This window comes from Flavobacterium solisilvae, assembly GCF_012911605.1.
Classification (GTDB): domain Bacteria; phylum Bacteroidota; class Bacteroidia; order Flavobacteriales; family Flavobacteriaceae; genus Flavobacterium; species Flavobacterium solisilvae.
Map to the genome: position 1 here is coordinate 62,395 of NZ_JAAMPT010000200.1, position 25,295 is coordinate 87,689.

At 32.3% G+C, this 25,295-nt stretch carries 25 protein-coding genes; 5 read left to right on the top strand and 20 right to left on the bottom strand.

Annotation, left to right across the window (positions count from 1 at the left end; translation table 11 throughout):
• Positions 1–10: 10 nt before the first annotated feature.
• Positions 11–1,393 (bottom strand): sensor histidine kinase, encoded by a 1,383-nt coding sequence (locus tag G6042_RS04155; RefSeq protein ID WP_169523055.1) that lies wholly within the window; start codon positions 1,391–1,393, stop codon positions 11–13.
• 2 nt (positions 1,394–1,395) lie between these two features.
• Positions 1,396–2,058, bottom strand: a complete 663-nt coding sequence (locus tag G6042_RS04160; RefSeq protein WP_169523056.1) for a response regulator transcription factor — start codon at positions 2,056–2,058, stop codon at positions 1,396–1,398.
• Positions 2,059–2,326: 268 nt separating this feature from the next.
• On the opposite strand from G6042_RS04160, the gene G6042_RS04165 reads away from it, so the two are divergent.
• Entirely contained in the window at positions 2,327–2,863 is a 537-nt protein-coding gene (locus tag G6042_RS04165; protein WP_169523057.1) for an inorganic diphosphatase, read from the top strand.
• A 26-nt stretch (positions 2,864–2,889) separates the two neighbouring features.
• Positions 2,890–3,276, top strand: coding sequence for a ribosomal maturation YjgA family protein (locus tag G6042_RS04170; RefSeq protein WP_169523058.1), 387 nt, complete (start codon positions 2,890–2,892; stop codon positions 3,274–3,276).
• Here the strand turns inward: G6042_RS04170 and G6042_RS04175 are convergent.
• The 14 genes from G6042_RS04175 to menD all read right to left on the bottom strand — a co-directional run bounded on the left by G6042_RS04175 (position 3,268) and on the right by menD (position 17,286).
• Positions 3,268–5,295, bottom strand: coding sequence for a hypothetical protein (locus G6042_RS04175; RefSeq protein WP_169523059.1), 2,028 nt, complete (start codon positions 5,293–5,295; stop codon positions 3,268–3,270). The two genes, G6042_RS04170 and G6042_RS04175, sit on opposite strands and share 9 nt — an antisense overlap.
• Positions 5,296–5,333: 38 nt before the next feature.
• On the bottom strand, positions 5,334–5,540 hold the full coding sequence (locus tag G6042_RS04180) for a GldL-related protein (RefSeq protein ID WP_169523060.1): 207 nt from the start codon (positions 5,538–5,540) through the stop codon (positions 5,334–5,336).
• Positions 5,541–5,572: 32 nt separating this feature from the next.
• Entirely contained in the window at positions 5,573–6,319 is a 747-nt protein-coding gene (fabG, locus tag G6042_RS04185) for a 3-oxoacyl-[acyl-carrier-protein] reductase (protein ID WP_169523061.1), read from the bottom strand.
• Positions 6,320–6,530: 211 nt separating this feature from the next.
• Positions 6,531–7,207, bottom strand: a protein-coding gene (locus G6042_RS14730; protein ID WP_449404251.1) for an IS1 family transposase whose coding sequence is annotated in 2 segments (ribosomal slippage) — positions 6,531–6,928 and positions 6,928–7,207 — 678 coding nt in all. Because the reading frame shifts where the segments join, the coding sequence is not laid out codon by codon here.
• A 134-nt stretch (positions 7,208–7,341) separates the two neighbouring features.
• Positions 7,342–7,827, bottom strand: coding sequence for a hypothetical protein (locus tag G6042_RS04195; protein ID WP_169523062.1), 486 nt, complete (start codon positions 7,825–7,827; stop codon positions 7,342–7,344).
• Between the two features lie 184 nt (positions 7,828–8,011).
• Entirely contained in the window at positions 8,012–8,884 is an 873-nt protein-coding gene (gene sucD, locus G6042_RS04200; RefSeq protein ID WP_169523063.1) for a succinate--CoA ligase subunit alpha, read from the bottom strand.
• Positions 8,885–9,050: 166 nt separating this feature from the next.
• Positions 9,051–9,410, bottom strand: coding sequence for a nuclear transport factor 2-like protein (locus tag G6042_RS04205; protein WP_169523064.1), 360 nt, complete (start codon positions 9,408–9,410; stop codon positions 9,051–9,053).
• Between the two features lie 3 nt (positions 9,411–9,413).
• On the bottom strand, positions 9,414–10,343 hold the full coding sequence (locus tag G6042_RS04210) for a UDP-3-O-(3-hydroxymyristoyl)glucosamine N-acyltransferase (protein WP_169523065.1): 930 nt from the start codon (positions 10,341–10,343) through the stop codon (positions 9,414–9,416).
• A gap of 75 nt (positions 10,344–10,418) precedes the next feature.
• Positions 10,419–10,979: an elongation factor P gene (gene efp / locus G6042_RS04215; RefSeq protein WP_169523066.1), complete on the bottom strand. Its 561-nt coding sequence runs from the start codon at positions 10,977–10,979 to the stop codon at positions 10,419–10,421.
• Positions 10,980–11,058: 79 nt separating this feature from the next.
• Complete coding sequence (lpxA, locus tag G6042_RS04220) at positions 11,059–11,844, bottom strand: acyl-ACP--UDP-N-acetylglucosamine O-acyltransferase (protein ID WP_169523067.1); 786 nt, start codon at positions 11,842–11,844, stop codon at positions 11,059–11,061.
• 74 nt (positions 11,845–11,918) lie between these two features.
• The gene (locus tag G6042_RS04225; protein WP_169523068.1) at positions 11,919–13,307 is read right to left on the bottom strand and encodes a bifunctional UDP-3-O-[3-hydroxymyristoyl] N-acetylglucosamine deacetylase/3-hydroxyacyl-ACP dehydratase; all 1,389 of its coding nucleotides are present in this window, start codon (positions 13,305–13,307) and stop codon (positions 11,919–11,921) included.
• Between the two features lie 17 nt (positions 13,308–13,324).
• The gene (gene lpxD / locus G6042_RS04230; RefSeq protein WP_169523069.1) at positions 13,325–14,344 is read right to left on the bottom strand and encodes a UDP-3-O-(3-hydroxymyristoyl)glucosamine N-acyltransferase; all 1,020 of its coding nucleotides are present in this window, start codon (positions 14,342–14,344) and stop codon (positions 13,325–13,327) included.
• Between the two features lie 33 nt (positions 14,345–14,377).
• Positions 14,378–15,610 carry an HD domain-containing protein gene (locus G6042_RS04235; protein ID WP_169523070.1) on the bottom strand — a complete coding sequence of 411 codons (1,233 nt, stop codon included), beginning with the start codon at positions 15,608–15,610 and terminating at the stop codon, positions 14,378–14,380.
• 14 nt (positions 15,611–15,624) lie between these two features.
• Positions 15,625–17,286 carry a 2-succinyl-5-enolpyruvyl-6-hydroxy-3-cyclohexene-1-carboxylic-acid synthase gene (gene menD, locus G6042_RS04240; RefSeq protein WP_169523071.1) on the bottom strand — a complete coding sequence of 554 codons (1,662 nt, stop codon included), beginning with the start codon at positions 17,284–17,286 and terminating at the stop codon, positions 15,625–15,627.
• A gap of 129 nt (positions 17,287–17,415) precedes the next feature.
• Here menD and G6042_RS04245 point away from each other — a divergent pair, with 129 nt between their 5' ends.
• The gene (locus tag G6042_RS04245) at positions 17,416–17,913 is read left to right on the top strand and encodes a GNAT family N-acetyltransferase (protein ID WP_169523072.1); all 498 of its coding nucleotides are present in this window, start codon (positions 17,416–17,418) and stop codon (positions 17,911–17,913) included.
• Between the two features lie 40 nt (positions 17,914–17,953).
• Here G6042_RS04245 and G6042_RS04250 read toward each other — a convergent pair whose 3' ends face one another.
• Positions 17,954–18,328 (bottom strand): hypothetical protein, encoded by a 375-nt coding sequence (locus G6042_RS04250; protein ID WP_169523073.1) that lies wholly within the window; start codon positions 18,326–18,328, stop codon positions 17,954–17,956.
• Between the two features lie 191 nt (positions 18,329–18,519).
• Complete coding sequence (locus tag G6042_RS04255; RefSeq protein WP_169523074.1) at positions 18,520–21,147, bottom strand: valine--tRNA ligase; 2,628 nt, start codon at positions 21,145–21,147, stop codon at positions 18,520–18,522.
• Positions 21,148–21,482: 335 nt separating this feature from the next.
• On the opposite strand from G6042_RS04255, the gene G6042_RS04260 reads away from it, so the two are divergent.
• A complete protein-coding gene (locus G6042_RS04260) occupies positions 21,483–21,917 on the top strand; it encodes a DUF1573 domain-containing protein (protein ID WP_169523075.1) in 435 nt (144 codons plus the stop codon).
• 36 nt (positions 21,918–21,953) lie between these two features.
• On the opposite strand, the gene G6042_RS04265 is transcribed toward G6042_RS04260, so the two are convergent.
• Positions 21,954–23,267 (bottom strand): PDZ domain-containing protein, encoded by a 1,314-nt coding sequence (locus tag G6042_RS04265; protein ID WP_169523076.1) that lies wholly within the window; start codon positions 23,265–23,267, stop codon positions 21,954–21,956.
• A 128-nt stretch (positions 23,268–23,395) separates the two neighbouring features.
• Between G6042_RS04265 and G6042_RS04270 the strand changes: the two genes are divergently transcribed.
• Positions 23,396–24,586 (top strand): pyridoxal phosphate-dependent aminotransferase, encoded by a 1,191-nt coding sequence (locus G6042_RS04270; protein WP_169523077.1) that lies wholly within the window; start codon positions 23,396–23,398, stop codon positions 24,584–24,586.
• Between the two features lie 476 nt (positions 24,587–25,062).
• On the opposite strand, the gene G6042_RS04275 is transcribed toward G6042_RS04270, so the two are convergent.
• Positions 25,063–25,295 (bottom strand): T9SS type B sorting domain-containing protein (locus G6042_RS04275; RefSeq protein WP_169523078.1); only part of this gene is annotated, 233 nt, incomplete at its 5' end.

Consider the following 25,295-nt stretch of genomic DNA (forward strand, 5'->3'; position numbering starts at 1 on the left):
CTACTACGTATTATTTAGTAAAACTAATCGTAGCTTTTGTACCAACATTTTCTTCACTTTCCAATTTCACATCAATTTCGAGCAAATCGCAAAGACGTTTTACAATCGATAATCCCAAACCTGTTCCTTTAATTTCGGGATGATTGGTTGAATTGGAACGATAAAATTGATTAAAAATCATATTGATATCTTCTTTTGGAATTCCGATACCGAAATCAATAATATCACATTGAGCTTTTCCATCAGAATGATATAATTTCACAATAACATTCGAACCTTTATTCGAATATTTTATGGCATTTGTCAATAAATTAGTAACAATTATGGAAAACAAATAGTTATCAGTTTGAACAGTCACTTCTTCTGAAAACTCCGTTTGACAATTCACTTTTTGCTCTTTTATGGCTTGAGCATTTCTTGAAATTACATCGGTAATTAAACTATTCAAATTAACCTTTTCCAGCTTGATATTTTGCCTTTGATTTTCAAATCGTGCTAATAAAAGTAATTCGTCAACCAAATGATTTAATCGGTTTACTTCGCTTATACAAAATTCAATTTTTTCTTTGTATTCTTCTGGTTTTCTTTCTTTTCTGATTAAAACTTCAAGTGTTCCTTTAATTACCGCTAATGGCGTTCTGAGTTCATGCGATGCATCGGAAGCAAATTGTTTTTCTCGAACAACTGCATTTTCAATTCTATCCAACAAGTTGTTTATCGTATTGGAAAGTAAATGTAATTCGTCTTTGTTTTGAGGCAAAGGAATACGTGATTTTAAGTTGTCTTTGGTAATAAAATTTGCCGTATCGATTATAGAACTTATCGGCTTGATACTTCGTCCTGCAAAGAAACGAGCAATTAAAAACAGTACCAATAATATCAACGGATAAGCAATCAACATTACTGTAAAAAGGTTGTTTAAAACCATCACAGAATCTTCAAGCGACATAGCAACAATTAAATAACCAATAATTTTTGTTCCTTGATATAGCGGAACTTGAATTTGTCTAACTGAAATATCTTCTAATTTGGTGTCAAATAATTCATTTACAGATGTTTGTTTGCTAAATGCGAGTTGTTTTTGTTTTAAATTAGGCGATTTTTCAACTAAAGTTCCAAGTTCATCCACAAATTGAATAAATGCCGGACTTACTTCTACTTTGTTAAATTGCTTTGTTTTCCATTGTTCTTCGCGAATAAGCAAAACACAATTTTCTATAACTTCAATTTCCTTTAAATGCTTAGTAACTTCGGATTTAATTTCATTATTTACCCGAACGTAAACACTATATCGTACTATAGAAAAAATGACAAAAAACACCACAAAAATCAATAATCCTGTAGTGATAATATAGTTTGATGCTATTCTATTTTTAAACGAAAGTTGTTTCATAATCAATCATTAGCCATATAGCCAACACCTCGAATGGTTTTTATAAAATCTTGTTCTACTTTTAAGTTGAGTTTTTTTCGGATAGCGTTCATAAAAACATCAATAACGCCAGTATCGTATTCAAAATGAATATCCCAAACGTCTTGAATGATTTCGGTTCTGGTGCAAACTTTTCCTTTATTTTTCACCAAATAATGCAATAAATCGAACTCTTTTTGGGTTAACGAAACTTCATTTCCATCGACTAAAACTTGGTATTTTTGGGTGTCAATTTCCACATTTCCAAGTACTAAAACTGGAGAATTTATCTTATCGCGAAGTTGAACTTTAATTCGTTCTAGCAATTCATCAAAACTGAAAGGTTTCTTGATATAATCGTTTGCGCCAGCTTTCAATCCTTCGATTGTTTCTTGAACAGTATCTTTTGCCGTTAGGAAAATAATTGGCGTTGTGGTATTTTTTTCTCTAAAAGAAGTACAAATTTCATAACCTGTCATTTGTGGCAACATCCAATCGAGTAAAATCAAATCGAATTTATGATTTAGAGCCAATTCCAAACCTGTTTTACCATTATTTGCTGTGGTAATTTCATAACCTTCTTCTTCCAATCCTTGTTGGAGAAACTGCATGATGCCGATTTCGTCTTCTACTAAAAGTAATTTCATATTGTTTTTTCTGAACTATTTCGTTTTCAAATTAATGAATTTAGTCATTCATTATCAATAAAATACTCAATTTAATTGGGTAAAAATACTTCATATTTGATTAAGAATTTTATTTTAAACACATTTTAAGCAAAAGTTAACCCAATGACGAACTAAAAATTTAATGATAATTTTACATGTAAAAATGTTAAACTTTGCTTGTAAATACTGCTTTGAAGCGTACCTTTGCAACCTTTTAATTTAGAATTATAAATAAAATTTCAACATTATGAATGCAAATCCTTGGCACGATGTGTCTTATGGTGAAGATGCTCCAAATATTGTAAACGGAATCATCGAAATTCCAAAAGGTTCGAGAGCAAAATATGAATTAGACAAAGACAGCGGAATGATAAAATTGGACCGCGTTTTGTATTCTTCGGTATATTATCCAGCTAATTATGGTTTTATTCCAAGAACATACTGTGATGATCATGATCCGTTGGATATTTTAGTTATTTGTCAAATTGACCTTATTCCGATGTGTTTGGTAGAAGCAAAAGTTATTGGCGTAATGCGAATGATTGATGGCGGTGAAGCAGATGATAAAATTATTGCGGTTGCTGCTGGTGATCCAAGTGTGAACCACATCAACGATATTTCGGAATTGCCACAACATTTTATTTCTGAAATGAGAAGTTTCTTCGAAGACTATAAAAAATTAGAGAAGAAAACCGTTATTGTTGAAGAGTTTCAAGATAATGTTGTTGCTAAAGAAATCGTTCAAAAAGCTATCGAAGATTATAACAATAAATTTACCAAATAAGAATTTTAAAATTCTAAAAAAGTGCTATGTTACGCTTCAACAAAACATATTTTCTACTAACGATTTTACTGTTTTGTACCGAAGTTTTCATAGCACTTTTTGTACACGATAACTTCATTCGTCCTTATTTTGGTGATGTTTTAGTGGTAATTCTGATTTATTGTTTTATTCAAACGTTCTTTAATTTGTCTAAAACAAAAACTGCAATTTATGTTTTGCTATTTGCTTTTTTAGTCGAAACATTACAGTACTTCAACTTCATTACTTTCCTTGGATTAGAAAACAATAAAGTAGCCAAAACCATCATTGGAAATTCATTTTCCTTTCACGATTTATTGGCTTATGTTGGAGGAATTTTGATTACACTTGGAATTGAAAAAATAGTTTCAAAAAAGAAAGAAACATTACAATAAACCGTTGTATTTTCTAACAAACCATTCGGTTGCCAAAGAAATTGCGATTAATATCAACAACCAAATCCAATCAATCAAAGGCGATTTTTTAACCAACGTTTTTTGAATAGCTTTATAACTTTCGTCAGCTATTAATTGCTTTACCAAAACATCGGCTTGATTTGCCAAATAAGCTTTTCCGCTGGTTTGATTTGCCAATTGGTTTAGTTTATTCCAATCGGGATTTACAAATTGCTTTTCGATATCAAAATCCAAAACTTCAAGCGTGCTGCTGTAAACCGAATTAGAATTCAGTTCTTTTACCGTAAACGAATAATTTCCAGCAGCTAATCCGTCGAGATTTACTTTAAACGAATTGGAAGTTCGCAGCAAATCGTATTTTTTCTGTTGCTTGGTTTTAGCATTGGTTACAGCAATCGTCAACCTTGCTTTTTCGTCCAACTCGTAGTTTTTATTGAAATATTGCGCAGTAATTTCTATCGCTTCTCCTGAATTGTAAAAGCGTTCGTGATTTACAACCAATGATTTTCTGGAGTTATTAGAAGCCAAAAACTGAATGGTTTTGTCTAAGAAAATATCAAAGTTCTCAAAATTTTTATTCTTCAGATAAACCGCAGCACGCCATTTCCAAATGTTTTCACCAAAAAGAAATGCACTTCTATTTCCTTGATTTTCTGCAAAAGCAAACAACGGTTGCTCGGCAGAAATTCCTCTGATAGTTGCCGAAAGTAATTCGTTGATATTGCCTTTTGGCGTAATTTTTCCAAATGAATTTTCTAATGGCGGAAACTGTTCAAAACCGATATTATCTAAAGCAAAAAGATTAAACTGCGAATTAAATCCAGCCAAAAAATCTTCTTTTTGATTGCTCATTTTAAAATCAAAATGGTCTTGATATTGGTTCAAAAAATTAAAATCGGTTGTATTTCCTGTGATAATCCAAGTATTAATTTTAGCATTTTTGTTTTGTTCAAAAACTGATTTAAACGTTCCGTTTGGCTGATACAAAACTAAAATATTGTAATTCTGTAAACTATTGATTTGATTTGGTTTAATCAAAGTTACTTTACGTTGCGCATTAGTTTCTATACTTCGTTTTATCGCACCTAAATCGGGATGCGAAATATCCGAAACCAAAGCAACTTCTGTCTTTTGATCAATAACTTCTACAGCAAAGTTTTTAATATTGTTATAGGTATTTTTCTCTTGCTCTTTTGAAGTTATCGATGCTTTGAAAATTTGTAAACCAACTTTTTCGGCAGGTAATAAAACATTAAGCGTTGCCGATTTTTTAGACGGCGAAAACGAAACCGTTTGCTCATTTAAAACCGAATTTCCTTGCGTGATTTTGAAGGTTGCATTCACACTTTTCGTTCCGGCATAATTCAGGAAAACTTCAACCGGGAATTTATTTTTGTGAAACGCATATTTGTTGACATTCAGTTGCGTAACTTTTAAATCCAAATACGTCGTGGTATCGCCAACAACCAAAGGATAAACTTTGTTTTGCGGATTAAATGTAAAAACATAATCTTCGCCAGAAGTTTGATTTCCATCTGAAATTAAAACCGTTGGAAACGTTTGATTTTTGTAAATGTTTTTAAGATTTTTGGCAACGACATCAATATTGGATTGCTTTCCTTTAAAATTAACGCTATCCGAAGGCAAAAAATCTTCATCAAACTGATAAGTTTGTATGTCAAATTTATCGGCTAAATCTGAATTGGATTTTAGTTTGTTGAACAATTCCAATGCTTCCTTATCTGATTTTAAATCTGCCATCGAAGCCGAATTATCAATAACAATTGGCAAAGGAGTTTTGACTGTTTCTGTTGTTTTTCGGGTAATAATTGGATTAATCAATAAAAGTAATAATCCAAAAACCGAAAAGAAACGCAAAAAAGCCAAAAACAATGTCACTTTTGACCTGCTTTTGACTTTATAAAAATATTGGTAAAATGAAACGACAAATGCGATTACTAAAGAAAGTACAATCAATAAAATAGTATTTGTCGTCATTTAGTTTAAATAAACAGGTTTTAGTAATCAGTTGTTTATTACTTATTTAAAAAATCATTATTTTTATTCTTTATCAATTTTATAACAAATAAAATTAATGCCAAAGCTTCTAATAACATTCCAAAAGTTAACAAAACACTTCCAGTAATTGGACCAATTTCTAAGTGTAAAATTTTGAATAATGCACCAAAAATGATATACATAATTCCAATAACAAAAATGACTATTAGATATTTATTTTTCATAAAATTTCAAAATTCTAAATTCTAAATTCAGATTAAGTAAGCATTCCTCCACAAACATTCAATACTTGTCCAGAAACATAAGCACTCATATCGGAAGCAAAGAAAAGACAAGCATTGGCAACATCTTCTGGAGTTCCACCGCGTTTTAATGGAATAGAATCTCTCCAACCTTGAACCACATCGTCATTCAATTTAGCCGTCATTTCAGTTTCTATAAATCCTGGTGCAATAGCATTACATCGAATATTTCTTGAACCTAATTCCAACGCCACTGATTTAGTAAAACCAATCATTCCCGCTTTGGAAGCAGCATAATTGGCTTGTCCAGCATTTCCTTTCACACCAACTACAGAACTCATGTTAACGATAGAACCTTTACGGTTTTTCAACATGATTTTTTGAACCGCTTTGGTCATATTAAACACCGATTTCAAGTTGATTTCGATTACTTTGTCAAAATCTTCTTCGCTCATTCTCATCAATAAGTTATCTTTTGTAACTCCGGCATTGTTGATTAGTACATCTACATTTCCAAAATCCGCAATAACATCATCAACCAACTTTTGAGCTTCGTTAAAATCGGCAGCGTTTGATTTATATCCTTTGGCTTTAATCCCTAAAGCCGACAATTCATTTTCCAATGCTAAAGCACTTTCGGCAGACGAACTATAAGTAAAAGCCACATTAGCACCGTGTTGTGCAAAAACTTTAGCAATTCCGCTTCCAATTCCTCTACTTGCGCCAGTGATAATGGCTACTTTTCCTTCTAATAATTTCATATCAGTAAAAATTAGTTTGTTTATTTTTTATCGAACTACAAATATAGCGGAATAATGAAGTATTAAAAATGGTTTAACAAAAAAATCTGTTTTTGATTTTAGTAGCGAATCGTTTGGGCATTTTTGCTATCCGTTTTCCCGCTGTTCGCGCTACACGGTAGCTCGCTTCCATCTGGGCTAAAAATGATACTATTTGAATTCTTGGTTGCTGTCATCCCCAAAAATAAATCTTCAAAACAGCAGTTAAAATAATAGAACTTCTGGAAAAACAAATCGTTCTTCGGTTCAATCGTTTCAAATGGGTTCTTAAAGTCAAGTTCAATCTTTCAACATGATTAGTAGCAAATCGTTTTATTGAATGAAACTTTTCTTCTATCAAATATCGATAGTTTTTTAATCTATCCTTGAAAATCTTTTTAGCTACTGATAATTTTAAAGTATTTAAAACAAAACTTAGTGTTTTATTAGTTCGTTTTCCAACAGAAAAGGTCACAACTTTTTTAGTTTCTCTTTCAAAAGCCAATACTATCCAACTAAAATTTCTTTTATGACGGATATAAGTACACATTTCATCTACTTCATACGTTTTTCCTTTACTGATAATAGGCTGATGAAGCCTTTAGCAATTGTTATAATTCTTTTTAATAAAGTCGTCGTAGAAATTTCTAATATTCTTGCCGTACTTCTAATACCCAAACCTTCTTTGGTAAATTCAATGATATTTTGGTTTACATCTTGATTCCATGCTTTATAAATATAGGTTGCAACTTTGGTTTTATGGCATATTTTACAGATATATCGTTGATTTCCTGATTTTGTCTTGCCATTCTTTACCATCAAATTCTTTCCATCAACACATCTGAAACACTTGATTGTTTTTGAAGTCATTTTTAGGGGTTTTAAAGCCTTAAAAATAAAACAACAACCCGAAGATTGTTGCTTTATTCATTAAAATCATTTTTCATAGTATTGAAAATCAATATCTAATATTTTTAAAATATCAAATCAACACATCTGATACATTACCCTTTCTTTTTTAATACTATCACATTCTTAACCATCTCATTAAATTCATTTTTCCTTTCCTCTTTTACACCCACATAACCTACGACATAATCACCAAGTATAAACTCTAACCAATATAAATTTTTATTTACTCCTTCATTTTTAATTATATCAGATGAAATAGTATTTCTTTTGTTATAACCATTTATTCCTATAGAGAAAAGATTATCATAGTTCAATCTTGAACCATTATAAATATTACTCGAAACATAAAAAATAGAGCTATCTTTATAAACAAATCTATACTCACAGAATCCTTTAAGATTTATCTTTTTAATCGAATAACCCTTTGATAATTTTGTTTCAATATAGTCAAATGATTTCTCTTCTAAAAGACATTTAGAAAAATTAAGCCTTTCATTAAATGTCTTTTCTTTAGTTTGCGTTGAAGAACATTTAACTAACAAAAGACTAACAATTATTAAAATTACATTTTTTCTCATTGCCCCATAAATATAATCGTTGGTAATTGCCCGATAGCGCGGATTTGCAATCCGTGCCCGCAAACCACTTCAAAACAAATCTAGTAAATAACATCTAAATTGAGACAAATACTTAAAACAAACTCAAAAAAAAAATCCCAAAAACTAATTTTTGGGATTTTAAATATGTATTCTAAAAAGAATATTATCCTATAACTTCTTTTACTTTTTTACCAATTTCAGCAGGAGAATCAACTACGTGAATTCCGTTTTCTCTCATGATACGTTTTTTAGCTTCTGCTGTATCATCAGCACCACCAACGATGGCACCAGCATGTCCCATTGTTCTACCTTTTGGAGCTGTTTCTCCTGCAATAAATCCAATAACTGGTTTTCTATTACCATCAGCTTTTATCCATTTAGCAGCATCAGCTTCAAGTTGACCACCAATTTCACCAATCATAATGATAGCTTCTGTTTCTGGATCGTTCATCAATAACTCAACCGCTTCTTTAGTTGTTGTTCCAATAATTGGATCACCACCAATTCCGATTGCAGTAGTAATTCCTAATCCTTGTTTCACCACTTGATCAGCCGCTTCATACGTTAAAGTTCCTGATTTAGAAACGATACCTACTTTTCCTTTTTTGAAAACAAAACCTGGCATGATACCTACTTTTGCTTCTTCTGGAGTAATAACTCCTGGACAGTTTGGTCCAATTAAACGACACTCTTTTCCTTTGATGAAGTCATACGCTTTAATCATATCTGCAACCGGAATACCTTCAGTAATCGTAATAATTACTTTAATTCCAGCATCAGCAGCTTCCATAATAGCATCAGCAGCAAAAGCTGGTGGAACGAAAATGATAGAAGTATCTGCTCCTACTTGATCAACTGCATCTTTAACGGTGTTAAAAACGGGTTTGTCTAAGTGCGTTGAACCACCTTTTCCTGGGGTAACACCACCAACAACATTGGTTCCATATTCAATCATTTGAGAAGCATGAAATGTTCCTTCACTTCCTGTAAATCCTTGTACTATTATTTTTGAATTTTTATTAACTAAAACGCTCATGTGTGTGTTTATTTAATTGATTTATTTTTAAGTATTGCAAAAGTAGAAAATAGTAATTAGTAAATAGTGATAAGTGATTAGTTTTTTTGTAAAATTTCTATACATTATTTGGATTACCACTTTGAAATAGAAACTGTCAACAGAAAACCAACAACTGAAAACTATATTAAAGCTGGCTCATTTGATAGCCACGATACAATTTATTATCTTTTACTTCCCAAATAACCATAAAATGAGCTAAAAGCATTTCTTCTCTTGGGTTTTCAATCGTTTTTACATATTGCGAATAACGAACAGCAACCGTATTTCCTTCTTCTACAAGATGTGAAATTTTATACTTTGAACGAACATAGGTTTTTCCTAATTCATTACTAATTCCGATGAGCTGCTCGTGATTGAGTTTCAAAAAACCTTTGGTACTGTGCCATTCCAAAATAACTTCGGGATGCAAAAAATCATTTACGGTTTGGGCTTCGAGAATTACATCTGATTTGTAAAAATTTTGAACGATATCTTTTGCGCTCATAATCTATTTAAGTTTATCTAAAATTTCTGGAATACGTTTAACATTGGCTAATTGCTTCAGTTTTTCACGAGATTCTTCTACTGGTGTACCAAAATAGCTTTTTCCACCTTCAATAGATTTGGTTACACCGGTTTGACCAAGAACAACGGCTTTTGCGCCAATGGTAATTCCACTAGTAGTTCCAACTTGTCCCCAAAGTGTCACTTCATCTTCAATGATTACGCAACCTGCAATTCCCGTTTGTGAAGCAATCAAGCATTTTTTACCAATAACGGTATCATGACCAACATGTACTTGGTTATCAATTTTGGTTCCAGCACCAATAGTGGTATCGCCAGTAACGCCTTTGTCAATCGTACACAAAGCGCCGATTCCAACATTGTCTTCAATAACAACTCTACCGCCAGAAAGCAATTGATCAAAACCTTCGGGACGTTTTTTATAGTAAAAAGCATCTGCTCCAAGAATGGTTCCCGAATGAATAATAACATTATCGCCAATAACTGTGTTGTCATACACAATTACGTTGGCATGAAGCAAACAATTATCGCCAATCGTTACATTATTTCCAATAAAACAATTGGGTTGAATTACCGTATTTTTTCCAATAGTAGCCGAAGCCGAAACACTAACATTTGCCGCAACAAACGGACGAAAATGTTTAGTCAAAGTATTAAAATCGCGAAACGGATCATCAGAAATCAATAAAGCTTTGTCTTCTGGGCAATCAACTTCTTTATTGATTAAAACAATTGTCGCTGCCGATTGCAAAGCTTTATCGTAATATTTTGGATGGTCAACAAAAACAATATCACCGGGTTCAACCACGTGAATTTCGTTCATGCCATGAACCGCAAAATCATCGGCTCCAACATAGTGGCAACCGATGATAGCAGCAATTTCTTTTAAAGTATGTATTCTTGAGAATTTCATTCTTTTAGTGATTAGTGAATAGTGATTAGTGAATAGAAAAAACTAATTACTATTCACAACTTACTAAAGACTAGATTATACTCTTTCCATGTATTTTCCGGTAGCAGTATCAATTTTGATTTTATCACCTTCATTGATAAACAACGGAACATTGATTGAAGCACCTGTTTCCACTTTTGCAGGTTTAGTTGCATTAGTAGCCGTGTTTCCTTTTACACCTGGTTCAGCATAAGTAACTTCAAGAACGATAGAAGCTGGCATATCTACTGCAAGAGGTAAATCAGTTTCAGTATTAATTTGAACCATTACGTTTGTTCCTTCTTTTAATAAATCCGGAGCATCAAGTACATCTTTGTTTAATGTGATTTGCTCGTATGTTTCAGTATTCATGAAATGGAAATCATTTCCTTCAGCATATAAATATTGGAAAGTGTGTGTTTCTACACGAACAACGTCAATTTTATGACCAGCAGAAAAAGTATTGTCTAATACTTTTCCGTTAGTTAATGACTTTAATTTTGTTCTAACGAAAGCTGGACCTTTTCCAGGTTTTACGTGAAGGAATTCAATGATTTTATAAATATCATGATTAAATTTAATACATAATCCGTTTCTAATATCTGCTGTAGATGCCATTTGTATGTTTATTTGTTAATTTATTTCTAATTGTATTTTTAATTGTACACTTCTAAATTCAAATTTCTGAATTCTAAATTTAATAAGCTCCAGTATATCCTTTCATAATTCCTCGTGAAGAACTACGGATAAATTGTAAAATCTCGTCGCGTTCAGGCGTTGCTTCCATTTCGGCTTCGATAATAGCTAAAGCTTGTGAAGTATTGTAATTTTTTTGATATAATATTCGGTAGATGTCTTGAACTTCTCTAATTTTTTCGGAAGTAAAACCTCTTCTTCTTAAACCAACTGAATTGATTCCTACATAAGATAAAGGTTCTTTTGCTGCTTTAGTAAACGGCGGAACATCTTTTCTAACCAATGAACCACCCGAAACCATAGCATGATCTCCAATGTGAATAAATTGATGAACTGCTGCTAAACCACCGATAATAGCATAGTTTCCAACCACTACGTGTCCAGCCAATGCAACACCATTTACAATAATTGCATTATCGCCAATGTGACAATCATGAGCAATATGTGCCGTTGCCATAATCAAACAGTTTTTTCCAATAACGGTTTGCCCAGAAGCAACTGTACCACGATTAATGGTAACACATTCTCTAATGGTAGAATTATCTCCAATGATTGCCAATGAATCTTCGCCACCAAATTTTAAATCCTGTGGAACGGCTGCAATTACTGCACCAGGAAATATGTTGCAATTTTTACCAATTCTTGCACCTTCCATAATGGTAACGTTAGAACCTATCCAAGTTCCTTCGCCAATGACAACATTGTTATGAATAGTAGTAAAAGGATCAATAACTACATTACGTGCAATTTTTGCTCCTGGATGAACGTATGCTAAAGGTTGATTCATGTTATTTGTTAATTTGTTATTTGTTAATTTGGTTAAACGGAATCAAATAACCGAATCACCAAATGATCAAAAATTTATTGTTTTTTTGCAATTTGTGCCATCAATTCGGCTTCCGCAACCAATTTACCATTAGCATAAGCATTGGCTTGCATGTGGCAAATTCCTCTACGAATTGGTGAAATCAAATCACACTTGAATACTAATGTATCGCCAGGCAATACTTTATGTTTGAACTTCACGTTGTCTATTTTCATGAAGTAAGTTAAATAATTTTCAGGATCTGGAACCGAACTTAATATCAAAATTCCTCCAGTTTGTGCCATTGCTTCTACTATTAAAACACCTGGCATAACTGGCGCACCAGGAAAATGTCCTACGAAGAAATCTTCATTCATAGTGACGTTTTTCAAACCAACCACATGACTATCTGACATTTCTAAAATCTTATCTACCAATAAAAATGGCGGACGATGAGGCAACATTGCCATGATTTTATTAACGTCCATCAATGGTTCTTTGTGTAAATCATACACAGGAATTTGATTGCGTTGCTCTATTTTAATGATTTTTGATAATTTCTTAGCAAATTGAGTGTTTACAAAATGTCCAGGTTTGTTAGCAATAACTTTTCCTTTAATTTTGGTTCCAACCAATGCCAAATCACCAACGACATCAAGTAATTTATGACGTGCTGCTTCGTTTGGATAATGCAAAGTAAGATTGTCTAAAATTCCGTTTGGTTTAACCGAAATATTATCTTTTCCAAAAGCAACTTTCAAGTTTTCCATTGTTTTTGGCGAAATTTCTTTGTCAACATATACGATAGCGTTATTCAAATCGCCACCTTTGATTAAACCATTATCCAAAAGAGTTTCTAATTCGTGAAGGAAACTAAAAGTTCTACAATCGGCAATTTCAGTTTTAAATTCACCTATATTTTTCATAGTAGCATTTTGAGTACCCAATACTTTTGTACCAAAATCTACCATTGTAGTAACTTGATAATCATCGGCTGGCATCAAAATAATTTCGCTTCCAGTAGTTTCATCAGTAAACGAAATTACTTCTTTTACTACATAATAATTACGCTCAGCATCTTGTTCAACAATTCCAGCTTTTTCGATTGCTTCAACAAAAAATTTAGACGAACCATCCATAATTGGCGGTTCAGAAGCATTTAATTCAATAATGACATTATCAACATCACAACCAACAAAAGCTGCCAAAACATGCTCTGAAGTTTGAATTTTAACACCTAATTTTTCCAAGTTTGTACCACGTTGTGTATTGACTACATAATTGGCATCTGCTTCAATAACTGGACTTCCTTCTAAATCAACTCTAACGAAAGTAAAACCATTGTTCACTGGTGCTGGTTTAAAAGTCATAGTAACTTCTGCTCCTGTGTGTAATCCAACTCCGGTTAATGAAATTTCGTTTTGGATGGTTTTTTGTTTAACCATTTTAATCTATTTTTAGTTTAGTTTGTTTTCTTTTTTAAATTTTCTAAATCGGCTACAATTTTAGGTAAATTTCTAAAATGTACATACGATTTATTCCAATCTCCATAATTAAATGATGGCGAACCTTGTAATGTTTCTCCATCTTTTACACTTTTCCCAACACCTGATTGCGCTTGAATTCGAACATTATCGCCAATAGTAATATGACCAACAATTCCAACTTGTCCGCCAATCATACAGTTTTTGCCAATTTTTGTCGAACCTGCAATTCCAGTTTGAGAAGCAATTACGGTATTTTCTCCAATTTCAACATTGTGAGCAATTTGAATTTGATTATCAAGCTTCACTCCTTTTCTAACAATAGTTGAACCTAAGGTTGCTCTGTCAATTGTGGTACATGAACCAACTTCAACATCGTCTTCTAAAATCACGTTACCTATTTGTGGTACTTTATTATAAGTTCCATCTTCTTGCGGCGCAAAACCAAATCCATCCGAACCAATAATAGTTCCGGAATGAATAACACAACGACTACCAATTACTGATTCAGAATAAATTCTAACACCAGCAAATAAGATGCAATCATCGCCAATGGTTGTATTATCGCCAACAAATGAATTAGGATATATTTTTACATTCTTTCCAATCGTTACGTTCTTGCCAATGTAGCAAAAACTTCCTAAATAAAGGTTTTCTCCATAAGTTACACCTTCAGAAATAACCGATGGTTGCTCAATTCCCGATTTCATCAACTTCACCTGATTGTAATATTCAAGCAATTTTGAAAACGATTTATAAGCATCATCAACTTTTATTAAAGTGGTAGAGATTTCATTTTCGGGTTCAAATGAATTGTTAACGATAGTAATCGTTGCTTTGGTAGAATATATATAATTGATGTACTTTGGATTAGCTAAAAATGTTAGCGAACCTTCGGTACCTTCTTCTATTTTGGATAGTTTGAAAACTTCTGCATTAGGATTGCCTATTACTTCGCCTTCTAAAATTCCTGCTATTTGCGCTGCTGTAAATTTCATCGCTACAAAAGTATAAAAAAATAGATTTTAATGTTAATTTTCGATAAGTTGTTTTGGAAAACATATAAAATACTTGGTCACAGGTTTGGACAAAGCTTTTAAGTTCAATTGGTCCGAAGCTTCGACTACATCTTCAATTGTTTTGTCTTTTTTCAATATTCTAATAGGTTCAGCTTCTTTGTTGTAGGCTTGATTTTTAATTTTTCCTTTAAAAATAAAATATTCAGCTTCTTGATTACTTACATTGTTTTGTTGCGAAAAAGCAGCAATATATTGAGTTAAAACTTCTTTTGGAAATTTATCGCTACTCAGTTTTATTTTAGGTAAATCACGATTGATAATCATTTTACTCAAACTGCTTAAAATGAAATCGTCATGATATTGCCAAGTTTTTAAAGCGGAAACAATATCAAAGTCATCAAGTTGAGCAAATGTATTCAAATCGTTAGTCGTAAAACTTTCCATTGTGATTTGATTTTCCATGAAAAACTTAAACGGTTTGCTGCATTCTACCGCAATTCCTTTGTGCAATAATTCTTTTGCTCGCTTTAAAGTTTTAGTCAATGTAAGTTCTGCTACTAAGCTAGTTTTATGTAAATAAGCTTGCCAATACATTAATCTTCTTGCCATCAGAAATTTTTCGATTGAATAAATTCCTTTTTCTTCCATAACCAATACATCATCAACTACATTGAGCATTTGAATTAATCGATCAGAATTGATATTTCCTTCGGCTACGCCAGAATAAAAACTATCGCGTTTCAAGTAATCCATTCTATCCATATCCAACTGACTTGAAACCAATTGCAACATAAATTTTCGATGATATTCGCCTTTAAAAACTTGAATAGCTAAACTTAATTCACCACTAAATTCAGTATTTAATTGTTCCATAAAAAGCAACGAAATTTCCTCATGATGAACTGCTACAATACTGTGTTCCATAGCGTGAGAAAACGGACCATGACCAACATCGTGCAACAAAATAGCAATCAAAAGCGCATTTTCTTCTTCTTTAGAAATTGCAACTCCTTTAAATCGAAGTACTTCAATTGCTTTTTGCATCATGTGCATTGCTCCAAGCGCATGATGAAAACGAGTATGATGCGCACCAGGATAAACCAAATAAGACAAACCCATTTGCGAAATCCTACGAAGACGTTGAAAATAAGGATGCTGAATTAAATCGTAAATTAAGGTATTGGGAATGGTTATAAAACCATAAATTGGATCATTGAATATTTTTAACTTATTGGTTTGGCTCACTTTGTAAATTTTAATTAGACCAATTGTTTAAAATACTGAAGTAGTATTTTATTATTGTCTTTTGTTGGTGTAAAAACTTCTAATATTGCTGGTTTTTCATTGTTTTCAAAAAAGGATTTTAAATTTTCTTTCAAATTTTCAGAATCACTAGCAACGTAATAATCAAATTGGAACATTTTTGCCAAATGTTCTGCTGTTAAACAATGAGAAGTTTCAAAAAAGGTATTGAAGACTTGATTTTCTTGATGACCTGGAAGAATTCTAAAAATTCCGCCACCGCCATTATTAATTACAATTATTTTAAAATCTTTGGGAATATAATCGTTCCAAAGCGCATTACTATCATATAAAAAGCTAACATCACCTGTAATCAACAAAGTGGGTTTTTCGCTAGCAATTGCACTACCAATAGCTGTTGAAGTACTGCCATCAATACCGCTTGTTCCTCGATTACAAGCTACATCTATAGAAGCAGCAATCTTAAACAACTGTGCATATCGAATAGAAGAACTATTACTAAAATGCAGATTTAAGTTCTTAGGTAGCTTTTTTAAAATAATTTCAAAAGCTTTTAAATCAGAAAATGGAATAGTTTTTAAATAACTTTTGTGTTTTATTTTTCTATCAGCAAAAACAGAGGCAATTCTGTTTTTATAATCACTTTCAACTGTTTTTACATAAGGCAAAAACTGAGTAAAAAACTGATTGGGAGAAACATGGAAATGCTTTGTCAAAATTCCAAAAGTATCATATGCTCTAAGTTCATCAATATGCCAATGATGTTTTGGTTTGTATTTTCGCAAAAAAGTTTTAATTCGTTTTGAAACAATCATTCCACCAAAAGTGATAAGAATTCTTGGCTGTAACATCAATGAATCTTTGGCACTAAATGGAGTTATTAAAGTATCTATTTTATTTATAAAACTGGAATGATGCAAATTTGAAGTAGACTCAGTCATTACCACTACTGATGGAAAACTTGCCAATAATTCTATCCATTTTTGTTCGATAGAATTTGGAGGTAACTCGCCTACTAAAACTAATATTTTTTTACTATGGTTCCAAAGTGTTGAAAAAGCAATGATATCATCAATGGAAACTAATCGATAAATTTTGAACAAACTGGTAATGTTGAAATCGACTGAACGTTTTTTTACCGTTTCATACAAAGGTTCTTCAAATGGAACGTTGATATGTGTTGGACCTTTTTTCCCAATAGCAACATTGATAGCTTCATTGATAAAAACATCATTTTCATCGGAAACATCTTCGGTTAAATTAGCATTGTACAACGAATGATTGCTAAAAACATTTTCTTGACGAATGGTTTGTCCATCACCAATGTCTATTTTATCTTTTGGCCTATCAGCAGAAATTACTATCAATGGAATTTGGCTGTAATAAGCTTCAGCAAAAGCAGGATAAAAATTCAACAATGCCGAACCCGAAGTACAAACAATTGCAACCGGTTTTTGTTTTTGTTTTGCTAATCCTAAGGCAAAAAATGCAGCACTGCGTTCGTCAGCAATACTGTAACATTTAAAATTTGGATTATTAACAAAACCAATTGTTAAAGGTGCATTTCTTGAACCCGGACAAATAATGATATCTATTACACCTTTAACATTACAAATTTCAATGATGCTTTGCGCTAAAGGTATTTTTGGGTAAATCATTTTTAAAGGTTTGCTTATACAAATATATAAAGAAATCGGCTGATTTTCTACTATTTTAAGGTTAAAACCATCAAAATACTCGTTGAAATTGATAAAACAAACTTCAATCCTTTTTTATACTTTTGAAAAATGGAAATTAAACTAAGAAACTATACTGAAAATGATGCCGATACTATTGTTGCTATCATTAATCATGTGATTTTAAACTCTACGGCTTTATATGATTATAATCCGAGGAATGTAGCGTTACAAATTGAAATTTTTGACGAAAAACTAAAAAAAGGGTTTCCAATTATTGTGGCAACATTGGATGAAAAAGTAGTTGGATTTGGTTATTATAGTGAGTTTCGTTTCCGTGATGCTTATCGATTTACGGTTGAACATTCGGTTTACGTTGACCAAAGTTTTCACGGAAAAGGCATCGGAAAATTAATTATGAATGAGCTTATTCTTTTGGCAAAAAAACAAAAACTTCACACGATGATTGGCGTTATTGATGCTGAAAATGAAAGTAGTATTACTTTTCACGAGCAATTTGGATTTACAAAAGTGGCTGTTTTAAAAGAAACAGGTTATAAATTTGACCGTTGGTTGCATTCGGTAATTATGCAAAAAATGCTAGACTAATTTCTTCTCAATATTTTTTTGACATAAAAAAACTGAGTAGTTAACTCAGTTCTATTCCGTTTTTTTCTAAAATATTTAGCAAATAATCGCTTTGTTTAGCGTCATATTTTTCAACGCCACTTTGATACCATTTTTGGATAATATCAATTTGATATGCTGTATATCCATCAGAATTTATACTCATTCCAAGCATTCCTGCTAAAAGAAAATCCTCCAAGACTTTATTAGTAACAATCAATTGTGGAATGCCATGTATGATTTTTCCGTTCATGCTTTCGTAATCTTCACGACCTTGACGAAAACCATAGTTGTAACCTTCACTTTGATTAGTATCAAAATCGATATTCGGGTTTAATCCTCTTGAATATCCTTGGATATAATCTTTTCTATATACTGGGTTGAAAATATTATTCATTTCTTTTGATGTGGTGTTAAATAATTTTTAATCAAAACTATAAACTATGGTTATTAAAAAAATGAATAATCGTTGAATGCATTAAAAAAATCTATTAATCACGAAGCTATTGGAGTTAATCGATGTTTACTTCCGATGAAATACGAATTGATTCCAAAAAAAAATCCCGAAAAATTTCGGGACTAATTTCTTTATTGTAAACTCGCTAAACTCTGTTCGATTGTAGCAATTTTTGCTAAAGCATCGGCTTCTTTTTTTCTTTCGTTAGCAATAATTTCGGGCTTGGCATTGGCAACAAATTTTTCGTTGGACAATTTAACCTGAACCGATTTTAAGAAACCTTGTGTGTAAACTAACTCTTCGGTTAACTTAGCAATTTCGGCAGCTATATCAATATTTCCAGAAACTGGAATAAAATATTCATTCGATTTTACTCTATAAGTCAATGCACCATCAATCTTTTCAGAAATATATTCCAATGAAACGATGTTTCCAAGTTTGGTAATCACGCTATCAAAATAAGTTGACACTTTTTCGTTGTTTACCACTTTTAAATCAATAGCATCTTTCATAGCGATATTCTTTTCTTTTCGAATAGTACGAACGCCAGCAATAACTTCGGCAGCAAAATCAAAATCAGCAATTAATTTTTCATCAAATGATTTCAAAACTGGATATTCTGCAATAATTAAAGCTTGCTCAGGAGTTCTTTCAGTGATATGTTGCCAAATTTCCTCCGTTAAAAACGGCATAAACGGATGCAATAACTTCAAATTAGCTTCAAGCATTTCAATCGCTTTGTCAAATGTAGCTCGGTCAACAGGTTGCTGGTAAGCTGGTTTTATCATTTCTAAAAACCACGAACAGAAATCATCCCAAACCAATTTATAAATTCCCATCAATGCATCAGACAAACGGTATTTTTCGAAATTTTCTTCAATTTCAACTAAGGTTTGTTGCAACTTGGCTTCATACCATTCAATGGCAACTTTAGAGCTTTCTGGTTGCGGAATATCGGCAACTTCCCAACCTTTTATCAATCGGAAGGCATTCCAAATTTTGTTAGCAAAAGCTTTACCATTATTGCATAATTCTTCGTCAAACATAATGTCATTTCCTGCCGAAGCGCTCAGAAGCAATCCAACACGAACACCATCAGCACCGAATTTTTCAATCAATTCCAAAGGTTCAGGCGAATTTCCTAATGACTTAGACATTTTACGACGTTGCTTATCACGAACCAAACCTGTTAAATATACATTGGTAAATGGTTTTTCTCCTGCATATTCATATCCTGCGATAATCATTCGAGCAACCCAAAAGAATAAAATATCTGGTCCAGTTACCAAATCATTGGTTGGATAATAATATTTGAAATCTTCGTTTTCTGGTTCAAGAATTCCTCCAAAAACTGCCATTGGCCACAACCAAGAAGAAAACCAAGTATCTAAAGCATCGGCATCTTGACGTAAGTCGGAAGTTTGAAGTTGGGCGTTTGAAGTTTTCTCTCTAGCTAGTTTTAAAGCATCTTCAATATTTTCAGCAACTACAAAATCTTCTTTTCCATCACCATAATAATAGGCAGGAATTTGTTGTCCCCACCAAAGTTGGCGTGAAATATTCCAATCACGTATATTTTCTAACCAATGACGATACGTATTATTAAAACGACTTGGATATAATTTAATTTCTTCAGTTTCTAAAACGGCTTTGATGGCTGGTTTTACCAATTCTTCCATGCTTAAAAACCATTGATCAGAAAGTCTTGGTTCGATTACGGCTTTGGTTCTTTCGGAAGTTCCAACTTTATTAAGATGTGTTTCTGTTTTTGATAAAGCACCAATAGTTTCTAATTCTTTGGCTATTTCTTCACGAACTACAAAACGGTCTTTTCCTTGATAATGCAATCCAAATAAATTTAACGTGGCATCTTCATTGAAAATATCGATGATTTCAAGATTGTGTTTATCGCCAAGTGTTTTATCGTTTACATCGTGTGCTGGCGTAACTTTTAGACAACCTGTTCCAAATTCTACATCAACATATTCGTCTTCAATAATCGGGATAACTCTATTGCAAACAGGAACGATGGCTTTTTTTCCTTTTAGATGAGAAAAACGCTCATCGTTTGGATTAATACAAATTGCGGTATCACCAAAAATGGTTTCAGGACGCGTTGTTGCAACGGTCAAGAAATCTTCAGAACCTTCAATTTTATAGTTGATGAAATAGAGTTTTCCTTGTCTTTCTTCAAAGATTACTTCTTCGTCTGATAATGTTGTTTTGGCTTCTGGATCCCAATTTACCATTCGGTAACCGCGATAAATGTATCCTTTGTTGTATAAATCTACGAATGATTTTATAACAGAAGCTGACATGTCTGCGTCCATCGTGAACTTAGTTCTATCCCAATCACAAGAACATCCTAACTGTTTTAGTTGCTCAAGAATTGTTCCTCCATATTTATCAGTCCAATCGTAGGCGTGTTTTAGAAACTCTTCGCGAGTTAAATCGCTTTTGTTAATTCCTTCACTTTTTAGTTTGGCTACCACTTTGGCTTCGGTTGCAATGGATGCGTGATCGGTTCCTGGAACCCAACATGCGTTGAAACCTTTTAATCGCGCACGACGAATTAATACGTCTTGAATGGTGTTGTTCAACATATGTCCCATGTGCAGCACTCCAGTTACGTTTGGAGGTGGAATGGTTATGGTATATGGTTTTCTATGGTCTGGTTTTGAATGAAAATAGTTGTTTTTCATCCAGTAGTCGTACCATTTTTTTTCTACGGCTGCGGCATTAAATTGTGCTGGTGTCATATTTTTATTTTATATCTGAATTAGATATTTGATTTTTTAAGTTTTACTTTAGATTACAAAAATTCGATTAGTTTCCTTTTTAGCCCTGATGGAAGCGAGCTACCGTGTAGCGCGAACAGCAGGAATAAGGATTATAGATACAAACCGTAGACTCGCTCATGATTGAACGAAGGAATTTGTTTATAAATCTGTATTAATTTGTTTTGGTACACTTTTTGTAATTTGATTTGCAAAAGTAGTTAATCTGTACTTTAGAAAAAATTAAGAATTAAATTTTTGTGTATTAATTTAAACGAAGTATTTTTACAGAAACCAAATATTAAAATTTTTAACCTATGAAAAAATATTTACTTTTAGCTTTAGTTACCTTTGGTAGTGCTGTTTTTGCGCAAAGTGGTGCGAAAATTGAGTTTAAGGATAAGGACAATACTATTGATTATGGTACTGTTAATAAGGAAGATGATAATGGTTTGCGTGCTTTTGTGTTTACTAATACCGGTGATGCGCCACTGATTATTAAAGATGCAAAAAGTACTTGTGGTTGTACGGTTCCAAGTTTTCCAAAAGAACCAATTGCTCCAGGTCAATCAGGAAAAATTGAGGTAAAATACAATATGAACACTGGTCCGATTAGAAAAACGATTACAATTGAAACCAATGCGGTAAACTACGAAGAAGGTCGTGTTGCTTTGAAAATAAAAGGAGAAGTGGTTGTAAAACCAGTAGTGAATTTGCTGGAAAAGAAATCAAATAGTCCGTTGATGCAATAAATAAAGTAAAAGCTCCGAAAATCTTCGGAGCTTTTTTTATAGAATTTTTTTGAGCTGAAATTTAATTTTGATGGGTTTGTTATTTCGAACTACTTCTAGCGTGATGGTTTTTCCTTCTTCGGATTTTAATAAATTATTTATCTTTTCAATAGTCATTCGTTGCATGTTTTGGTTATCGATTACGGTTATTTTGTCTCCTATTTTTAGTCCAGCTTTTTCGGCAGGTGAATTTGGACGGATGTTTGAGACTTTAAAAATGGGTTTTAAATAAAACCTTACTTTTAGTCGGTTTTCAAATCCACTGTCGGTATAGACTTTTATTCCATTAGTTTTTTCTTCTATCGTTTCGTTGTACCATTCTAATCCATTATGTTGCACTTCTATTCCACTCATATTGAATTCGAAGGGTTCGTCTATTTTTGCATTGGGTTTTGTATAGATAGCATTGTTTTTGTAATCAAAAAAAATTGTATATCGAGAAGTAATTTCGCCACCTATTGAACCTACTCTATTTTCAACAAAATTGACACTTTTTAACGAAACAGAATCTGGATAAGTTGCAATGGGTTCGTTTATAACAACACCGCCAAACTCTAAAGCCGATAATCGACCACGTTTTCCATAAATACTTCCGCTGAAACCTCTTCCGAGATAATCGTCTATTACTTCATTTGGATAAATTATTTCGCTGTTTTTAACTTTAAATAACCAAAGTGCATCGCTATTGCCCGTATCGATTAGTAGTTTCGACTTTTGCTTTACTTTGTCTTTTTTTATGTTTAAATGTACGTAAGGTTTATTCAACTCCAGAGAAATGCTGTCTTTATGGTAACTTTTTAATTGATTTCTACTCTTTTTATCTTCATCAGAATAAATAGTGACTTTCCTTTTTTTGTAATCAATTTTAATCAAATGGTCTTTAAAAAAGTTATATCCTAAAATTCCATTCACAGGAATTCCAACCTGAGAAGAAAAATTAATTTCTTGATCGAGAATGATATAAACTGTGTGGTGATTATCGGAAAAACTTTTTACACTTAATACATTATTCGATGATTTATAAGCATCAATGGCTTCTTCTTTTCCAAGTCCTTTCAATTTAATACTTTCTACATGATTTAACTCTATTTCATTAGTTTCATCAAGACTAAACAATATAGTTTCATCAACACCAGTATCTAACAAAAAAGTCAACTCTTCACCGTTCAGGTTAACTGGAATAAACATTAAATTATTTATTAATTGAAACGGAATTGTTACCTTCTTTTTATTAGTAGCAAACTTAAATTCTGATTGAGCGTTCGTTGAAATGGCAATAAAAACGAAAAAAAATAAAAATGATTTAAACATTAGCAATGATTTTTGCTAATTTAATAAAAATATAGTTTCCAATTTTAAAATCAAACTTTTATAAACTCGTAATTAGTTGGTTTCAAAAAAAAATTATCGCAATTTTGCACAACTAAATTTTTAACATCATGCCTAAAATTTCAACCAAAGGTCAGCAAATGCCTGAATCTCCAATTCGAAAATTAGTTCCTTATGCAGAAGGTGCAAAAAAGAAAGGACACAAAGTATATCACCTAAATATTGGTCAACCTGACATAAAAACACCCGAAGTTGCTCTAAATGCTATCAAAAACAACACTATTGAAACATTAGAATATAGCCATTCGGCAGGTTTTGAAAGCTATAGAACTAAACTTTCTAATTATTATAAAAACCACGGATTACCTATCAATACTGAAGATATTATCATTACAACTGGTGGTTCTGAGGCATTACTTTTTGCAATGGGTAGCACTATGGATAATGGCGATGAAATTATTATTCCGGAACCTTTTTATGCAAATTACAACGGCTTTTCTACAGCTTCTGGCGTAAATGTTGTTCCCGTAATTTCTACTATAGATGAAGGTTTCGCTTTACCTCCTATTTCGGCTTTTGAAAAATTAATTACACCAAAAACTAAAGCTATCTTAATTTGTAATCCAGGAAACCCAACGGGTTATTTATATTCAAAAGAAGAAATTTTACAACTTGCCGAAATTGTAAAAAAACACGATTTATTCTTAATTGCAGATGAAGTATATCGCGAATTTATTTACGATGGCGATGAGCATTTCTCTGTTATGAACGTTCCTGGAATTGAAGAAAATGCTATTATGATTGATTCAGTTTCAAAAAGATATAGCATGTGTGGAGCAAGAATTGGTTGTATTGTTTCAAAAAACAAAGAAGTAATGTCAACAGCTATGAAATTTGCACAAGCTAGATTAAGTCCGCCAACTTATGCGCAAATTGCTAGTGAAGCAGCATTGGATACTCCACAAAGTTATTTTGATGATGTTATCAATGAATATAAAGAAAGACGTGACACACTTATTTCTGAATTAAACAAAATCGACGGTGTAAAAGTAGCCACTCCAAAAGGTGCTTTTTATTGTATTGCTAAATTGCCCGTTAAAAGCGCAGATGATTTTGCCAAATGGTTATTAGATTCTTATGACAACAATGGCGAAACCGTAATGGTTGCTCCTGCGGCTGGATTTTATTCTACGCCAAATGTTGGTTTAGATGAAATCCGAATTGCTTATGTATTGAAGAAAGAAGATTTAGTTCGCTCTGTTGAAATCTTGAAAGATGCGCTGACCAAATACAATAAATAATATTTTATTACTACTTAAAAAAGTAATTTGATTACATAAAAAAACCACTCAATCGAGTGGTTTTTTTGCATATTCATAGTCCAAAACATATTTCTAATTCTGATTTCATTTCTTCTACATTGCCATTTCTTTGAAGCGAGTGACTTGTATTTTCTTGCTTTCCATTTTCCCGCTGTACGCTTTTACACGGTAACCGCTTCCATCGGGGCTAAAAGATAAACGAATTGAACTCTTGGTTTCTTTCATCACTAATTTGATACATTACCAATATTAAAGATAGCTCAAATATTAAGAAAAATTATCAATTATTTCAAGGAATTCCAAAATTTGCATCTACTACATAGCTAAAGTATACCTTCGCCCTACTTACTGTATGAAGAGTGTATGAAAACACAAGGTTCATAAAAGTAATTTAAATAACACTTAATCCCATAAAAAAACCACTCAATTGAGTGGTTTTTTTGTTGTTTGTTATCTTATCGTTTTAACGAGAAGTGCGCTTTAAATTCTTTCATAACACCTGTTTCTGGGTATTCTACCTTGAACCAGTAATCGGTTGATGGCATTAACTGTCCGTTGAACGTTCCATCCCAACCGTCGCTTTTCGAACTGATTTGTTTTAATAGTTTTCCATAGCGGTCAAATATATAAATTTTAGTCGCATCAGCAAAGTTTTCTAATCCTTTTATATTCCATGTGTCGTGATAAC

Bases quoted from the DNA above. Each gene is read 5' to 3' on its own strand.
- menD (WP_169523071.1), bottom strand. From the start codon at position 17,286: ATGATTTACCCAAAAATACCTTTAGCGCAAAGCATCATTGAAATTTGT.
- lpxD (WP_169523069.1), bottom strand. From the start codon at position 14,344: ATGAAATTTACAGCAGCGCAAATAGCAGGAATTTTAGAAGGCGAAGTA.
- G6042_RS04170 (WP_169523058.1), top strand. From the start codon at position 2,890: ATGTTACGCTTCAACAAAACATATTTTCTACTAACGATTTTACTGTTT.
- G6042_RS04265 (WP_169523076.1), bottom strand. From the start codon at position 23,267: ATGTTTAAATCATTTTTATTTTTTTTCGTTTTTATTGCCATTTCAACG.
- G6042_RS04175 (WP_169523059.1), bottom strand. From the start codon at position 5,295: ATGACGACAAATACTATTTTATTGATTGTACTTTCTTTAGTAATCGCA.
- sucD (WP_169523063.1), bottom strand. From the start codon at position 8,884: ATGAGCGTTTTAGTTAATAAAAATTCAAAAATAATAGTACAAGGATTT.
- G6042_RS04195 (WP_169523062.1), bottom strand. From the start codon at position 7,827: ATGAGAAAAAATGTAATTTTAATAATTGTTAGTCTTTTGTTAGTTAAA.
- G6042_RS04225 (WP_169523068.1), bottom strand. From the start codon at position 13,307: ATGGTTAAACAAAAAACCATCCAAAACGAAATTTCATTAACCGGAGTT.
- G6042_RS04210 (WP_169523065.1), bottom strand. From the start codon at position 10,343: ATGAAATTCTCAAGAATACATACTTTAAAAGAAATTGCTGCTATCATC.
- G6042_RS04155 (WP_169523055.1), bottom strand. From the start codon at position 1,393: ATGAAACAACTTTCGTTTAAAAATAGAATAGCATCAAACTATATTATC.
- G6042_RS04270 (WP_169523077.1), top strand. From the start codon at position 23,396: ATGCCTAAAATTTCAACCAAAGGTCAGCAAATGCCTGAATCTCCAATT.
- G6042_RS04205 (WP_169523064.1), bottom strand. From the start codon at position 9,410: ATGAGCGCAAAAGATATCGTTCAAAATTTTTACAAATCAGATGTAATT.
- G6042_RS04180 (WP_169523060.1), bottom strand. From the start codon at position 5,540: ATGAAAAATAAATATCTAATAGTCATTTTTGTTATTGGAATTATGTAT.
- efp (WP_169523066.1), bottom strand. From the start codon at position 10,979: ATGGCATCTACAGCAGATATTAGAAACGGATTATGTATTAAATTTAAT.
- G6042_RS04160 (WP_169523056.1), bottom strand. From the start codon at position 2,058: ATGAAATTACTTTTAGTAGAAGACGAAATCGGCATCATGCAGTTTCTC.
- fabG (WP_169523061.1), bottom strand. From the start codon at position 6,319: ATGAAATTATTAGAAGGAAAAGTAGCCATTATCACTGGCGCAAGTAGA.
- G6042_RS04245 (WP_169523072.1), top strand. From the start codon at position 17,416: ATGGAAATTAAACTAAGAAACTATACTGAAAATGATGCCGATACTATT.
- lpxA (WP_169523067.1), bottom strand. From the start codon at position 11,844: ATGAATCAACCTTTAGCATACGTTCATCCAGGAGCAAAAATTGCACGT.
- G6042_RS04250 (WP_169523073.1), bottom strand. From the start codon at position 18,328: ATGAATAATATTTTCAACCCAGTATATAGAAAAGATTATATCCAAGGA.
- G6042_RS04255 (WP_169523074.1), bottom strand. From the start codon at position 21,147: ATGACACCAGCACAATTTAATGCCGCAGCCGTAGAAAAAAAATGGTAC.
- G6042_RS04260 (WP_169523075.1), top strand. From the start codon at position 21,483: ATGAAAAAATATTTACTTTTAGCTTTAGTTACCTTTGGTAGTGCTGTT.
- G6042_RS04165 (WP_169523057.1), top strand. From the start codon at position 2,327: ATGAATGCAAATCCTTGGCACGATGTGTCTTATGGTGAAGATGCTCCA.